Origin of the sequence: Polynucleobacter asymbioticus (assembly GCF_018687575.1) — a bacterium.
Classification (GTDB): domain Bacteria; phylum Pseudomonadota; class Gammaproteobacteria; order Burkholderiales; family Burkholderiaceae; genus Polynucleobacter; species Polynucleobacter asymbioticus_C.
On sequence record NZ_CP061297.1, the window covers coordinates 1330093 to 1343541 of the forward strand.

Below are 13449 nucleotides of genomic sequence, written 5' to 3' on the forward strand. Positions count from 1 at the left end.
TCCCAGTATGGACATAAATACAGTCGATTTTCCAGAGGAGCTGACTGCCCTCCCCAAGCTGACCTCACGCCAAAGTGAGATTTTGGAATTGATCACCAAAGCCATCGATGAAAGCGGTTCACCTCCAACGCGTGCCGAGATCGCAACCCAACTCGGCTTTGCTTCTGCGAACGCTGCTGAAGAGCACTTACGCGCATTAGCAAAAAAAGGATACATCGAGCTGACGCCAGGAACTTCGCGTGGCATTCGTATTCCACAGCGCTTTAACCAGACTCACAATCCAAATAAATATCGTCAGATGTCTTTACCTTCTGGCGCACTTCAACAACTCACACTGCCGCTCATTGGTCGTGTTGCTGCAGGCTCTCCAATCACAGCTATCGAGCATATTGAAAAACAAGTGCCGATTGATCCAAGCTTATTTAGCAAGGGTGCTGATTACTTGCTAAAAGTAGTTGGCATGAGTATGCGCGATGCTGGAATTTTAGATGGTGACTACCTGGCTGTAAGAAAAACTTCTGAAGTGCGTAACGGCGATATCGTAGTTGCGCGCCTAGATGATGAAGTCACAGTAAAACGTTGGAACCAAAAGAAAACTGCGGATGGTATGGTGATTGAATTACAGGCTGAGAACCCAGACTTTAAAAATATTTTGGTGGATAGACGTCAACCAAACTTCGCCATAGAGGGTCAGGCTGTTGGCCTCATTAGGGCTGGCGGGCTATAAGACTTAGCCTGGAAAGCAAAAGGCCTCGTTTAGAGGCCTTTTTCTATAGATGAGCGATATAACTATTTTTATTTTTTGGTCGGCGTAACGACATTTGCATTCTTTGGTGATGCGGTAATCGTGATGATTGTTTTAGGTCCACCAAATGAGCCTTCATTTAACTCAATGGTTGAAGTACGATCACCTTTAGTAAAAACCAAAATACTGGTTTTTGATTTCACGGCACTAATCGTGGTCCAACCAGCCCTTGGATATTCAGCTTGGAAAAATGCATAAATATCCGTTGGGGTCTGCACACCAGATAAAACTACGCGACCCACCCAGTTATCACCGCGACCAATGATTAAAGAATCTGCACCAATAATTTTTGATGCTGCGGGTAATGGCATATCACCCAATAGTTGAGACTGAATTTCTTGAACTTCACTAGGCGTCCCGGTTGGAGAATCCCCCGAAGAAGCGCAGGCTAGCAATAGACCAGATAGCGCTAAGGCTAATATGAATTTTTGGAGTCTTTTCGGTTGCATCATGTTCTTGCCCTGGTAATCAATCTAAATTACTGGAGGCGCGTGAGGGAATCGAACCCCCGTACGAAGCTTTGCAGGCTCCTGCCTAACCACTCGGCCAACGCGCCATATGCTTGAATCAAAAAATGGGAAGCTTTTTAGGGCTTCCCATCGAACTTGGAGCGGGAAAGGAGGTTCGAACTCCCGACCTATACCTTGGCAAGGTATCGCTCTACCAGCTGAGCTATTCCCGCATAACAGGGCAGTAGTTTAACAAACAATTTAAGAGAACGCATTATTTGTCAGTAAGCCTAAAAACTAATAAGACTGACGTTTCGATCAAACCCTTATCAGCTATGGGTTTGTGGACTTTATTCAGCCTTATCAACTAGCTGAGGCAAAGCCTTTTTCATGTAATAGAACATGGACCAAAGCGTCAAAAAGCATGCAATCCAAATCAACCAAGTGCCAACTTGTGCACAATTCAACCAACCAAATAAGGTGTCGTTTAACAATAAAAATGGAATCGCTACGAGTTGAGCAGTGGTTTTTAACTTACCAACCATGTGCACGGCAACGCTTTTTCCAGCACCCAATAGCGCCATCCACTCCCTTAATGCCGAGATGGTAATTTCACGACCAATAATGATGAGGGCCACCCAGACTTGGACGCGATCCATATTGAGCAAAACAAGCAATGAAGCAGCTACGATTAATTTATCTGCCACGGGGTCTAAGAATTGACCGAATGCTGATTCTTGTTTCATCTTGCGAGCCAAGAAACCATCCAACCAATCAGTTACTGCCGCAAAAACAAAAATCACGGTAGCAGTGAGGTTTTTGTCGAAAGGAGTCAGCCAGCTACCAGGCAAATAGAACACTGCAACCACGAGCGGAATTGCGGCTACGCGCAACCAAGTCAGGGCAATGGGCAAATTAAAAGGCATGGCACAAGCATAAACCAATGTGAGCGCACTGGGAAATCAATGGAGTTGCTTATAGATTTGCTCGGCCAGTGCAGTGGAAATTCCCTCAACACTAGAAAGCTCTTCAATCGTGGCGTTAGAAACACCCCGCAAACCCCCAAAACGGGCGAGTAATTTTTGGCGTCGCTTAGCCCCTATCCCCTCGATCTCCTCTAACTGAGAAACTGCTCTAGCTTTTGCTCGTTTAGCCCGCATGCCGGTGATAGCAAAGCGATGCGCTTCATCACGGATTTGCGCTACCAACAGCAAAGCGGCACTATCAATACCCAGCTCGAGCGATCTACGTCCATCTGCAAAGATAAGTGTCTCAAGACCTACCTTACGACCCTCGCCTTTGGCAACACCAACGATCAATCCAATATCCATACCGAATTCAGAAAGGACTTGTCTTGCCATTTCAACTTGACCTTTACCACCGTCGATCAATATGACTTGCGGCATCTTCTCAACAGGGAGTTCTTGAAAGTTCGCATAACGGCGTTGCAAGACCTGACGCATGGCTGCGTAGTCATCACCTGGGGTAATGTCGTTGATATTGAAACGGCGATATTCGCTAGGCTGCATTGCGTTTTTGGAATACACCACACAAGACGCTTGAGTAGCCTCTCCAGAAGTATGGCTAATATCAAAACATTCAATACGTAGTTGCTCAAGACTTTCTAATTCCAACGCCAGGACATCAGCTAATGCTCGGGCTCTCGCCAATTGACCACCTGTCTCTACCAAACGCTTCGCTATCGCAATCTTGGCATTACCCTCAGCCATACCCAACCAATGCCGTCTCTGACCTTGTGGCTGATGCAGGAAGGTAATGCGCTTACCAGCTTGTGCGTTCAATAAATCGTGTAAACCTTCCGGAGCTGTTTGCCCGGAAACATCGTCAGTACTTTCTTCCGGTGCCGCAATATCATCAACCAGCTTTCTCAGGGGGTGGTTCAGAATCAATACGGGTGGAATTAAATTAGTCGTCGCTTCACCATCGCCTGACTTCTCCTCCAGATAATGCTGAGCAATAAAGGCCTCGAGAATTTCTGCAGGTGGTGGCAGCTCCCCTGAACTAGAGCGCAGGCCCTTAGGGAAGTAAGCACGATCTCCCAAATGGCGACCTCCACGAATCATTGCCAAATTGACGCAAACTACACCTTCCATTTGGGCTACAGCAATCACATCGACATCACCTTCACCATCAGCGACGGTATCCATGGATTGCTGTTGCAGGACGCTCGAAAGATCCGCAATACGATCCCTCAGCACTGCAGCCATTTCAAACTCCATAGCATCGCTATAAGCATGCATTTTCTTTTCAAGCTCAGACAGCACGCGACTATGGTCGCCTTCTAAAAAACGGGTTGCTTGAGCTACATCCTGCCCATATTGCTCTGCGTTCAGACGACCAACGCAAGGCGCACTACAGCGATGAATTTGATGCAATAAGCATGGTCGACTGCGGTTTTTAAATACAGAGTCCTCGCAGGTTCTCAAGCGAAACACTTTCTGCAAAATCTGCACGCTATTGCGCACCGCCCATGAATTTGGGAATGGGCCAAAGTAGTGATTGCGCTTATCCGTTTTGCCACGATAGGAGGCCAAGCGAGGAAACTGGTGACCTGTCAACATGACATAGGGATAAGACTTATCATCTCTAAAGAGAATGTTGAATGGAGGGGCCAACTCCTTAATGAGATTGTTCTCTAGAATTAAGGCTTCGGTTTCTGAGCGTGTTACTGTAGTTTCGTAGCGAGCAATTTTTCCCACCATCAGCTCTATTCGTGGTGAAAGCTGGGTTCGTTGGAAGTAACTAGATACACGCTTTTTGAGGTTGCGCGCTTTACCGACATACAGAATATGTCCCGCCTCATCAAAGAAGCGATACACCCCCGGCAATCCGGGTAGCCGTTTAACATCCTGCTGAAGGGTTTCAAAAAGCGAATTGCTCATGCGTTGGGATATTTTCTGTCAAATCGTAGACAACTATGGTGATGCCGGTGTTTGCTGGCGTCTAGCAAGAAGCTTAACAAGCCTTCACGGCCAAGACGTGCGCATTTTCTGCGACGATCTACCAACCCTTAATTTACTCGCTTCTGGTGTTGATCCAGAAATCAAGCGCCGTATCGACATTCAACCCTGGGAAGCAAGCCATCACAATAGCCGTCATCCAGTAGAAACGCCTGACGTGGTGATTGAGGCATTTGGGTGTGACCTCCCCGAGCGCTACCTAGCAGGCCTACTCATTGCCTCCAAAAAACCCATCATCCTGAACCTAGAGTACTTAAGCGCAGAACCTTGGATTGTGGACTTTCATCAGAAAGCCTCCCCACAGGCACACGGCATTCCAAAGTACTTCTTCTTCCCAGGCTTCCAGGAAAATGCGGGCGGCATCTTGATTGATCCAATCCCTAGGGACTCGTCACTCACTGAGCAATGCATTCCGGAGAGTCTAAAGACTAGCTGGAAACTCTTGCGACCCAATACCAAACGTATCAGTGTTTTTTGCTACCCGGGTGTACCGCTACTGAAATGGCTGGAAGATCTATCGACATTAGATGAGGACTTCGACATCGTGTTGACACATGGTCAACGTGAACAATTGCAATTCAGCTCCACTCACCCTACCCAGCCACTTACTTTGCCCGACTCTATTCAGTTGATCTCTATTCCATTTGTTTCTCAAGATGAATACGACTGGGTCCTTTCTCAATGCGATTTCAATATCGTTCGAGGCGAAGATTCTTTCGTCCGAGCTCAACTCGCTGGAAAGCCCTTCATTTGGCATATTTACCCCCAAGAAGATGGCGCCCATAAAACTAAGTTAGCCGCCTTTTTAGACCTCTATCTTGAAAATGCATCGCAAGAGCTTAAACATGCCGTCATAGCCGCCATGACTTGGGCAATGCCTAGCGAGTGGTATCAATCTATCAATGAATGGAGCGCCCATTCCAAGGCTTGGCGAGCAGATTTACTTGAAAAACAAGCTGATGGTGGCCTGGCTGCCCGTCTAATGGGCTTTGTAGCCTGATCTTGTGCGAAATCCACCTGCGGGCGGTTACAATCTTGTTTTTGATAAAAACCGCAGAAAATCAGCTCTGCACCCAGGAATAGCAAGATGAAAACAGCACAAGAACTCCGCGTTGGTAACGTAGTAATGATCGGCACCGATGCCATGGTCGTTTTAAAAGCGGAATACAGCCGCTCAGGCCGCAACTCTTCAGTTGTAAAAATGAAATTTAAGAACTTGTTAACCGGCGCACCTAACGAAGGTGTTTACAAAGCTGATGACAAATTCGATGTAGTGATCCTCGACAAGAAAGACTGCACCTACTCTTACTTCGCAGATCCAATGTATGTATTTATGGACGGCGACTACAACCAATATGAAGTTGAAGCTGAATTCATGGGCGATGCATTGAACTACCTCGAAGAAAGCATGCCTTGTGAAGTAGTGTTCTACGAAGGTAAAGCACTCTCAGTAGCAATGCCAAACTCTTTAGTTCGTGAAATCATTTATACAGAGCCAGCAGTTAAAGGGGATACCAGCTCAGGCAAAGTATTGAAGACTGCAAAACTAGCTACTGGCTATGAATTGCAAGTTCCATTGTTCTGCAACACTGGTGACAAGATCGAGATCGATACTCGTACTGGTGAATATCGTAGTCGCGCTAACTAATTAGCTCGCTCGATAGCAAAAAGCCCGGCATGCCGGGCTTTTTTATTACTGAAAGTTTTTACTTATCACCTAGGCAATGAGCTTTAGCTGCTGGAGCAAGCCTTTGGCATGCTGGTATTGCGCCTCAGACTGCAACGCATCCCAAGCTGGAGCCGTGGAGGTTGGCATCAAGCGATTTAATCGAATGGCAGACTCCGCTTGTTTTGCTTTTGAGACTTTCAACTGACTAAGCAATTGATCTGCAAGGTCCGGGCGATTACAAATTAACACCGCATCACATCCAGCCTCAAGTGCCATATCTGCGCCCTTCACTACAGAACCGGCAACGCTCGCACCCTCCATCGAGAGGTCATCACTAAAAATTACGCCTTCAAAGCCCAGCTCTTGACGCAAAATGGAATGTAACCAAACTTTAGAAAAGCCTGCTGGGTTCTTATCTACTTTCGGATAAATCACATGGGCTGGCATTACTGCAGTTAGACTCAGATCCAACCATTCATAAGGCTTAGCGTCGTCATTCAGAATTTGTTTCAAAGGACGCTCATCCACCGGAATGGCCACATGAGAATCCGCTTCTGCCCAGCCATGGCCTGGGAAGTGCTTACCGCAGTTGGCCATACCGGCAAGACGTAAACCTTCATTCAAGCTCTTGGCTAATGCAAAAGTAATTTGTGGATCACGACTAAATGCGCGATCTCCAATTACACCGCTGCGACCAAAATCAAGATCTAGGACTGGAGTAAAGCTAAAGTCCACACCACAAGCACGCAATTCGGCAGCCAAAACATATCCACAGGCAGTAGCTGCTGCCATTGCAATCGCAGCCGATTCTGCGGGATGTTTTGATTTATCCGTTGATTTATTTTTGGATCCCCAGAGTTCACCAAGCTTACGCATAGCAGGTAAATGGGTAAAGCCGTCAGTCCTACAGCGCTGCACACGGCCACCCTCATGATCAATCGAGATTAATACGTCAGAACGGAGTTTTTTAATTTCTGCAGTTAGTTTGGTAAGTTGCTTACGATTGGCAAAATTTCTACCAAATAAAATCACGCCACCAGTCAGTGGATGCAAGATGCGACGGCGATCTTCGGCATTTAACTCAAGACCAACAACATCTAAAGTAACTGGGCCTGGTTTCATAGTCGACTTACTCATGTATTCCTCGAAATTTTTTAGTTTTATCTATTTTTGATGCTTGTTTATTTTTGAACTACGATGACATGAGCTATTGCCATGTCTTGCTCGTCACTTACAGTCACTTGAGCTTCCCAGTTTTTCTCTTTCATGAATACCGCTAACGCACCAAGATAAGATGTCACCGGCTTTCCACTAGGTTCATTCAGGGTCTGGAGGGACCTCCAAGTCATTGGCATTCTCATGCCAAGACCAATTGCTTTAGAGAATGCTTCTTTTGCAGCAAAGCGCGTTGCCAAGAAAGCAATGCCCCGCTTGTGATTTCTGGCTAAGCGATGCTTGAACACCGCCATCTCATCTGGTCCCAGAATTTTTTCAGCTAATCGACCGTGAGTACGATCGTAAGCAGCTTGAAGCCGCTCGATTTGCAGGATGTCTGTGCCAATACCGATGATCATTTTTATATTACTAAGCTTATTCTGATTTGGAAGCGTTAGCCCTACCCTGATCCATCAGAGCTTTCATGTCCGTGATTGCTTTTTGCCAACCCTTAAAGAGGGCTTCAGCAACAATAGCATGACCAATATTCAGCTCAGAGAGCTCAGCAATAGCTGCTACCGGCATCACATTACCCTCATGCAAACCATGGCCTGCATTAACACGTAGTCCAATACTTCTGCCAAACTGAGCGGCTTTTCTGATGCGCTCAAGCTCTTGCTTCTGTTGATCACCAGCTAGATCTGCGTATCGACCGGTATGCAATTCGACTACTGTTGCGCCAACATCTTTGGCAGCCTGAATTTGCTTTTCTTCTGGATCAATAAAAAGTGAGACCCTGATGCCTGCAGCTTTTAACTGTGTAGTGGCTGCTTTGACTGCATCAAAGTGACCCAGCACATCCAAGCCGCCTTCAGTAGTGACTTCTTCGCGCTTTTCAGGAACCAGGCAAACATCATGCGGCTGAACTCGACAGGCGATGTTGATCATCTCTGGTGTTACGGCGCACTCCAAATTCATACGCGTCTGAATCAAAGGACGCAAAGCCATCAAATCCGCATCTTTAATATGGCGGCGATCTTCGCGTAAATGCAGGGTAATTAAATCAGCGCCAGCCTCTTCAGCTAAATGGGCAGCTTTTAAAGGATCTGGATAAACCGTGCCACGCGCATTACGTAAAGTAGCGACGTGATCGATATTGATGCCAAGCTCAAGAGTATTGGAGTCGCTCATATTTGTAGCTTACTAGATTTTCTTGAGATCAATCAAAATTTGGCGGGTAGTGAGCACTTGATCCTGAAGGTGTAGACCCAATAAGAAACGCATCAACTGCTTGCTCTCAGAAAGCGTCTCTTGATCAGAAAAGTCGCCCGCTGCAATAGCTAGCAATGATTTTCCACTTAAGACTGGCCAGTGGCCTGGATCATCGCCTTGAGCAGGCCTTACGCCACGCTCTGGTTGATATACATATTGCTCATTGGAAATAGGAGTGCTATTAGTTTCGACACAGCGATCCAGCGCTGCTGCATAACCCGTTTCCTGCAAGAGTGTTAACTCGAAAGGACGCAGAATTTCTTCTAAGCCTTTGGATTCAAATTCAAGATTCGATAAAGCGGAGATCGTATCGGTGTAATGGTCGTAGAGTCTTTCATAGTCGTCTTCACGCGCCAGAAACTTGACTAACAACTCATTGAGATAAAACCCACAGAGTAAGGCGTCGCCAACTAAGGAAGGAGTACCGCCAACCCACTCGGACTTCGTTAAAGTTCGTAACTCAGACTTCCCGCTCCAAGAAACCAATAGAGGCTGAAAGCGCTGTAAGACTGGACGCAATACTGAGTGTGGGCGCTTGGCACCCTTGGCAATCAAGGCCATGCGACCATGCTGACGTGTAAACACATCCAGAATTAAGCTAGTTTCCTTGTAGGGAATGCTGTGCAATACAAAAGCGGGTTCGTCAGCAACACGAATGGAGGCCATGAATAATTACTCTAGACCCTGCGCCCGTAATTCAGCGCGATCATCTGCCCAGCCACGTTTGACCTTAACCCAAGTCTCCAAGAAGACCTTTCCATCAAAGAGCTTTTCCATATCAATGCGGGCATCGGTAGAAATCTTCTTGAGTCGCTCACCCTTGGCACCAATAATCATCGCCTTGTGGCTATCGCGATCAACCAAAATGGTTGCTGCGATACGGCGCATTTTGCCGTCCATCTTGAACTGATCAATCACTACTGTGCTGGTGTAAGGCAACTCTTCCCCGGTAAAGCGGAAGACCTTCTCGCGCAGGATCTCAGCTGCCAAGAAACGCTCACTGCGATCAGTAATGGTATCGCCATCGTAGACCGCTGGTGCCTCAGGTAAGTAGCCTTCGAGTACGTCTAACAATCTTTCAACATCCCCAGGACTCTTAGCACTCATCGGCACGATTTCAGCGAACTCAGACTTCTGATCTTCGTGACCGCCCAATTCACACCAAGGGCGAGCCATCTCTTTAATAAAGTTCAGTAGCGCCTGATCCCGCTCAGAAGGAGTCTGAAAGCGACTATTAAATAGATCTAATTTATTTAAAACCAAGACAATGGGTAAATCATCTGGCAGTAACTTCAAAACTTTCTTGTCATCTTCGCCAAAGTAGCCTGCTTCAACCACAAAGCAAGCCACATTCACATCTTGCAAAGCCGTAGTGACCGTGCGGTTCAAGGCCTTATTCAGGGTATTCATCAAACGAGTTTGAAAGCCCGGCGTATCGATGAAGATGAACTGCGTCTCTTCGCGATTCTGAATACCTAAAATACGGTGCCGCGTGGTTTGTGCTTTACGGGATGTAATACTGATCTTCTGACCAACCAAGGCATTCAAGAGGGTTGATTTGCCCATATTGGGACGGCCAACAATGGCGATAGTGCCGCATCTAAACACGATTAGCCCTTCAGCTTAAGATTTAACTGCTCTTCGGTTGCTACTTTTTTCGCTGCCTTCTTTTTCGCTGACCGAGTCTTTTTAGGTTTACCTAGCGCTTGTGGCAAAGCTTTCAGGGCTGATACCAGGGCTAGCTTAGCTGCCGCTTGCTCAGCCGCACGTCGCGACGCGCCCTCACCCTTAACTGCAACCTTGAGATTAGGTATTAAACACTCTACCTCGAATTGCTGATTATGAGCTGCACCGCTAGTCCCAGTGACGTTATAAGTAGGCAACGGTAACTGATAGCTTTGCAAACATTCTTGCAATAAAGTTTTGTCATCCTTACCCAAAGTTTTTGGGTCAACATTAGCCAGAATGATGGAATACAGTTTGCGCAAGCAGTTCTTGGCAGCATCAAATCCGCCATCCAAGAATATGGCACCAGTGACTGCTTCAAGTGTGTCAGCAAGGATGGATGGGCGACGGAAGCCGCCACTCTTTAACTCACCCTCACCTAAGCGCAGATAGTCTGATAGCGATAGGGTTTGAGCAATCTCATAGAGCGCTTGTTGCTTAACTAAGTTGGCCCGTACGCGAGAAAGATCACCTTCATCTAAATCGGAATAACGCTCATAGAGCATTTCAGCGACGACACAATTGAGGATCGAGTCACCTAAAAACTCCAAGCGCTCATTATTTTTCTTGCTGTGACTGCGATGCGTAAGAGCTTGATTCAGTAACTCTAGTTTTTTAAATGTGTAGCCCAGTTGCGCTTGCAGCGGTGCAGTTTCAATGACGGCGCGGGCGTTCATAGTCTTATTCGAAGCCGCCAATACGGCCAAGATTTCCGAGATTCAACCAAACAAAGAATGCTCTACCGACAATATTTTTATCTGGCACAAATCCCCAGTAACGAGAATCAGCACTGTTATCACGGTTATCACCCATGGCAAAGTAATGCCCTGCTGGGACCGTACAAGTCAGACCGGCATAAATGTACTGGCAGTTTTCAAATCCAGGGAAACGCTCTGCAGGAAACATGCCAGCAGGACGATCAGGATCGTTCAGAATCTCATGCTTGTTGCCACCCAAGTCCGCAGGAAATGATTCTGCAAAGCGCTTGGCATAACGCATATTTTCTGGATCAAGATAAGACTCACCACCACTGTATTGCAATGGCTGACCATTCACTGTTAAACGCTTGTCTTGATAGGTAATAGTGTCGCCTGGCAAAGCCACGACGCGCTTAATGTAATCAATGGATTCATCGCGGGGATAGCGGAATACCACGACATCGCCACGTTTTGGGGAACCCAGATCAACCACTTTCTGATTAATCACCGGCAAACGAATACCGTAGGTAAATTTATTCACCAGAATAAAGTCGCCAATCTGCAGAGTCGGAATCATGGAGCCCGATGGAATTTTGAATGGCTCCACAATAAAAGAGCGCAATACAAACACCGCACAAATGACTGGGAAGAAACCAGCCGTGTATTCCAACCATAAAGGCATACGGTCGATACCAACCATACGTCTTTGCGGAGCAAAGTAGTAGCGATCAGCAATCCAGGCAACGCCCGAAACTACTACCAAGATAAATAGGATGAGTGCAAAGTTCATTAGTCGTCTACCTGCAAAATGGCTAAGAAGGCTTCTTGTGGAATCTCCACGTTACCTACCTGCTTCATGCGCTTCTTACCTTCTTTTTGCTTCTCTAATAATTTGCGCTTACGAGAGATGTCGCCACCATAGCATTTTGCCAATACGTTCTTACGCAAGGCTTTCACGTTTTCACGGGCAACAATATTGCTACCAATTGCCGCCTGAATAGCCACATCAAACATTTGACGCGGAATGATGCCGCGCATCTTAGCAACCACTTCGCGCCCGCGATGTTGACTGTTACTGCGGTGAACAATCACCGACAGCGCATCCACACGCTCGCTATTAATCAGGATGTCGACTTTCACTACATCTGCCGGACGATATTCTTTGAACTCGTAATCCATCGATGCATAGCCACGGGAGATCGACTTCATCTTGTCGAAGAAATCGAGAACAATCTCAGCCATAGGTAGCTCATAGGTGAGCTTTACTTGGCGACCGAGGTAATTCATATCCATCTGAATACCGCGCTTACCAACGCACAGGGTAATGATCGCTCCCACATACTCTTGTGGCATGTACAGATTGACCGTCACAATAGGCTCAAGAATCGTATTGATCTTGCTAGCCTCAGGCATCTTTGATGGGTTATCTACCGATAAGATAGTGCCATCAGATTGCTCCACTTGATACACCACCGTTGGTGCGGTAGTGATGAGATTCATGCCGTACTGACGCTCTAAACGCTCTTGCACAATCTCCATATGGAGCAAGCCCAAGAAGCCACAACGGAATCCAAAACCCAGTGCTTGGGAAACCTCAGGCTCATACAAGAGTGAGGCATCATTTAGCTGCAACTTCTCTAAAGATTCACGAAGTTGATCGTATTCGCTGGACTCTACTGGATACAGACCCGCAAAGACTTGGGGTTTTACTTCTTTAAAGCCAGGCAGCGGTTCACTCGCAGGTACTCGACCTTGTTGCCCAGTGGTATGTGTGACGGTATCACCTACCTTGGCAGCTTTTAATTCCTTAATACCAGCAATGACGAAGCCCACTTGGCCAGCAGACAACTCTGGGCGGTCTACAGACTTTGGACTAAATACACCCACATGCTCCACTAGGTGGGTTGAACCATTGGACATCAAGGTAATTTTTTCTTTTGGCTTGAGGGTGCCATTCACGACACGCACCAACATCACCACACCAACGTAATTATCAAACCAAGAATCAATGATTAAAGCTTGAAGTGGATCCGCTGCATTGCCTTTAGGGGGTGGTACGCGAGCAATCATTTCTTCAATGACATCCTGCACACCTAACCCCGTTTTAGCTGAACAAGTCACCGCTTCCGATGCGTCAATACCAATCACATCTTCAATTTCTTTTTTAGCGCGATCAGGATCGGCCTGGGGCAAGTCAATCTTATTCAGAACTGGGACTACTTCAACACCCAACTCTAGCGCCATGTAGCAGTTAGCCACCGTTTGTGCCTCAACACCTTGGCTGGCATCGACCACTAATAATGCGCCTTCACACGCTGAGAGTGAACGACTCACCTCATAGGAAAAGTCGACGTGTCCCGGCGTGTCAATCAAATTGATGTTGTAGGTTTTACCGTCCTTAGACTTATAAGTCAGCGCCGCTGTTTGGGCCTTAATAGTGATGCCGCGCTCACGTTCGATATCCATCGAATCTAGAACCTGAGCTTCCATTTCACGATCAGAGAGACCGCCACAGAGTTGAATAATGCGATCAGCAAGCGTTGATTTGCCGTGATCAATGTGGGCGATGATAGAAAAATTGCGGATTAAATCCATAGCGTCTTATGTGGTCTTCAAAAAACGCCTTGTCAGAGCGCACCACAATGATGCGCTGCAAAAAGCCGTCTTAGAGAGATTGTAATGGGTGGCGCCAAAA

14 protein-coding genes and 2 tRNA genes are annotated in these 13449 nt (G+C 46.8%); 3 read left to right on the forward strand and 13 right to left on the reverse strand.

Annotated features, from left to right (window positions below; genetic code table 11):
* Window positions 1-7 precede the first annotated feature (7 nt).
* Window positions 8-727: a transcriptional repressor LexA gene (lexA, locus tag AOC19_RS06670; RefSeq protein WP_215375098.1), complete on the forward strand. Its 720-nt coding sequence runs from the start codon at window positions 8-10 to the stop codon at window positions 725-727.
* Between the two features lie 68 nt (window positions 728-795).
* Here lexA and AOC19_RS06675 read toward each other — a convergent pair whose 3' ends face one another.
* From AOC19_RS06675 to uvrC, 5 genes are all read right to left on the reverse strand, one after another.
* Window positions 796-1257, reverse strand: coding sequence for a hypothetical protein (locus tag AOC19_RS06675; protein WP_215375101.1), 462 nt, complete (start codon window positions 1255-1257; stop codon window positions 796-798).
* A 30-nt stretch (window positions 1258-1287) separates the two neighbouring features.
* Window positions 1288-1361: transfer RNA gene (locus AOC19_RS06680), tRNA-Cys, on the reverse strand.
* A 50-nt stretch (window positions 1362-1411) separates the two neighbouring features.
* Window positions 1412-1487 (reverse strand) — tRNA-Gly (locus AOC19_RS06685).
* Between the two features lie 117 nt (window positions 1488-1604).
* Window positions 1605-2180: a CDP-diacylglycerol--glycerol-3-phosphate 3-phosphatidyltransferase gene (gene pgsA / locus AOC19_RS06690; RefSeq protein ID WP_215375104.1), complete on the reverse strand. Its 576-nt coding sequence runs from the start codon at window positions 2178-2180 to the stop codon at window positions 1605-1607.
* Between the two features lie 36 nt (window positions 2181-2216).
* On the reverse strand, window positions 2217-4157 hold the full coding sequence (uvrC, locus tag AOC19_RS06695; RefSeq protein ID WP_215375107.1) for an excinuclease ABC subunit UvrC: 1941 nt from the start codon (window positions 4155-4157) through the stop codon (window positions 2217-2219).
* Between uvrC and earP the strand changes: the two genes are divergently transcribed.
* Both earP and efp read left to right on the forward strand, forming a co-directional pair.
* Window positions 4156-5235, forward strand: coding sequence for an elongation factor P maturation arginine rhamnosyltransferase EarP (gene earP / locus AOC19_RS06700; protein WP_215375110.1), 1080 nt, complete (start codon window positions 4156-4158; stop codon window positions 5233-5235). The two genes, uvrC and earP, sit on opposite strands and share 2 nt — an antisense overlap.
* 87 nt (window positions 5236-5322) lie before the next feature.
* A complete protein-coding gene (efp, locus tag AOC19_RS06705; protein WP_215301485.1) occupies window positions 5323-5883 on the forward strand; it encodes an elongation factor P in 561 nt (186 codons plus the stop codon).
* Between the two features lie 69 nt (window positions 5884-5952).
* Here efp and nagZ read toward each other — a convergent pair whose 3' ends face one another.
* The 8 genes from nagZ to lepA are packed head-to-tail and all read right to left on the reverse strand — an operon-like array spanning window position 5953 to window position 13349.
* Window positions 5953-7041: a beta-N-acetylhexosaminidase gene (gene nagZ, locus AOC19_RS06710; protein ID WP_215375113.1), complete on the reverse strand. Its 1089-nt coding sequence runs from the start codon at window positions 7039-7041 to the stop codon at window positions 5953-5955.
* Window positions 7042-7085: 44 nt separating this feature from the next.
* Window positions 7086-7478, reverse strand: a complete 393-nt coding sequence (gene acpS, locus AOC19_RS06715) for a holo-ACP synthase (protein ID WP_215375116.1) — start codon at window positions 7476-7478, stop codon at window positions 7086-7088.
* Window positions 7479-7494: 16 nt separating this feature from the next.
* Window positions 7495-8250, reverse strand: a complete 756-nt coding sequence (pdxJ, locus tag AOC19_RS06720; protein WP_215375119.1) for a pyridoxine 5'-phosphate synthase — start codon at window positions 8248-8250, stop codon at window positions 7495-7497.
* A 12-nt stretch (window positions 8251-8262) separates the two neighbouring features.
* The gene (gene recO, locus AOC19_RS06725) at window positions 8263-8997 is read right to left on the reverse strand and encodes a DNA repair protein RecO (protein WP_215375122.1); all 735 of its coding nucleotides are present in this window, start codon (window positions 8995-8997) and stop codon (window positions 8263-8265) included.
* A 6-nt stretch (window positions 8998-9003) separates the two neighbouring features.
* Window positions 9004-9939 carry a GTPase Era gene (era, locus tag AOC19_RS06730; protein ID WP_215375125.1) on the reverse strand — a complete coding sequence of 312 codons (936 nt, stop codon included), beginning with the start codon at window positions 9937-9939 and terminating at the stop codon, window positions 9004-9006.
* A 2-nt stretch (window positions 9940-9941) separates the two neighbouring features.
* Window positions 9942-10733, reverse strand: coding sequence for a ribonuclease III (rnc, locus tag AOC19_RS06735; RefSeq protein WP_215375128.1), 792 nt, complete (start codon window positions 10731-10733; stop codon window positions 9942-9944).
* Between the two features lie 4 nt (window positions 10734-10737).
* The gene (lepB, locus tag AOC19_RS06740; protein ID WP_215375131.1) at window positions 10738-11544 is read right to left on the reverse strand and encodes a signal peptidase I; all 807 of its coding nucleotides are present in this window, start codon (window positions 11542-11544) and stop codon (window positions 10738-10740) included.
* Window positions 11544-13349 carry a translation elongation factor 4 gene (gene lepA, locus AOC19_RS06745; protein ID WP_215375134.1) on the reverse strand — a complete coding sequence of 602 codons (1806 nt, stop codon included), beginning with the start codon at window positions 13347-13349 and terminating at the stop codon, window positions 11544-11546. The genes lepB and lepA overlap by 1 nt, the downstream gene beginning before the upstream one ends.
* Window positions 13350-13449: the final 100 nt, after the last annotated feature.

Excerpts from the sequence above, each read along its gene's own strand:
- lepA (WP_215375134.1), bottom strand. The coding sequence starts at position 13,349 with ATGGATTTAATCCGCAATTTTTCTATCATCGCCCACATTGATCACGGC.
- pgsA (WP_215375104.1), bottom strand. The coding sequence starts at position 2,180 with ATGCCTTTTAATTTGCCCATTGCCCTGACTTGGTTGCGCGTAGCCGCA.
- earP (WP_215375110.1), top strand. The coding sequence starts at position 4,156 with ATGCGTTGGGATATTTTCTGTCAAATCGTAGACAACTATGGTGATGCC.
- lexA (WP_215375098.1), top strand. The coding sequence starts at position 8 with ATGGACATAAATACAGTCGATTTTCCAGAGGAGCTGACTGCCCTCCCC.
- lepB (WP_215375131.1), bottom strand. The coding sequence starts at position 11,544 with ATGAACTTTGCACTCATCCTATTTATCTTGGTAGTAGTTTCGGGCGTT.
- efp (WP_215301485.1), top strand. The coding sequence starts at position 5,323 with ATGAAAACAGCACAAGAACTCCGCGTTGGTAACGTAGTAATGATCGGC.
- acpS (WP_215375116.1), bottom strand. The coding sequence starts at position 7,478 with ATGATCATCGGTATTGGCACAGACATCCTGCAAATCGAGCGGCTTCAA.
- uvrC (WP_215375107.1), bottom strand. The coding sequence starts at position 4,157 with ATGAGCAATTCGCTTTTTGAAACCCTTCAGCAGGATGTTAAACGGCTA.
- AOC19_RS06675 (WP_215375101.1), bottom strand. The coding sequence starts at position 1,257 with ATGATGCAACCGAAAAGACTCCAAAAATTCATATTAGCCTTAGCGCTA.
- nagZ (WP_215375113.1), bottom strand. The coding sequence starts at position 7,041 with ATGAGTAAGTCGACTATGAAACCAGGCCCAGTTACTTTAGATGTTGTT.
- pdxJ (WP_215375119.1), bottom strand. The coding sequence starts at position 8,250 with ATGAGCGACTCCAATACTCTTGAGCTTGGCATCAATATCGATCACGTC.
- recO (WP_215375122.1), bottom strand. The coding sequence starts at position 8,997 with ATGGCCTCCATTCGTGTTGCTGACGAACCCGCTTTTGTATTGCACAGC.
- rnc (WP_215375128.1), bottom strand. The coding sequence starts at position 10,733 with ATGAACGCCCGCGCCGTCATTGAAACTGCACCGCTGCAAGCGCAACTG.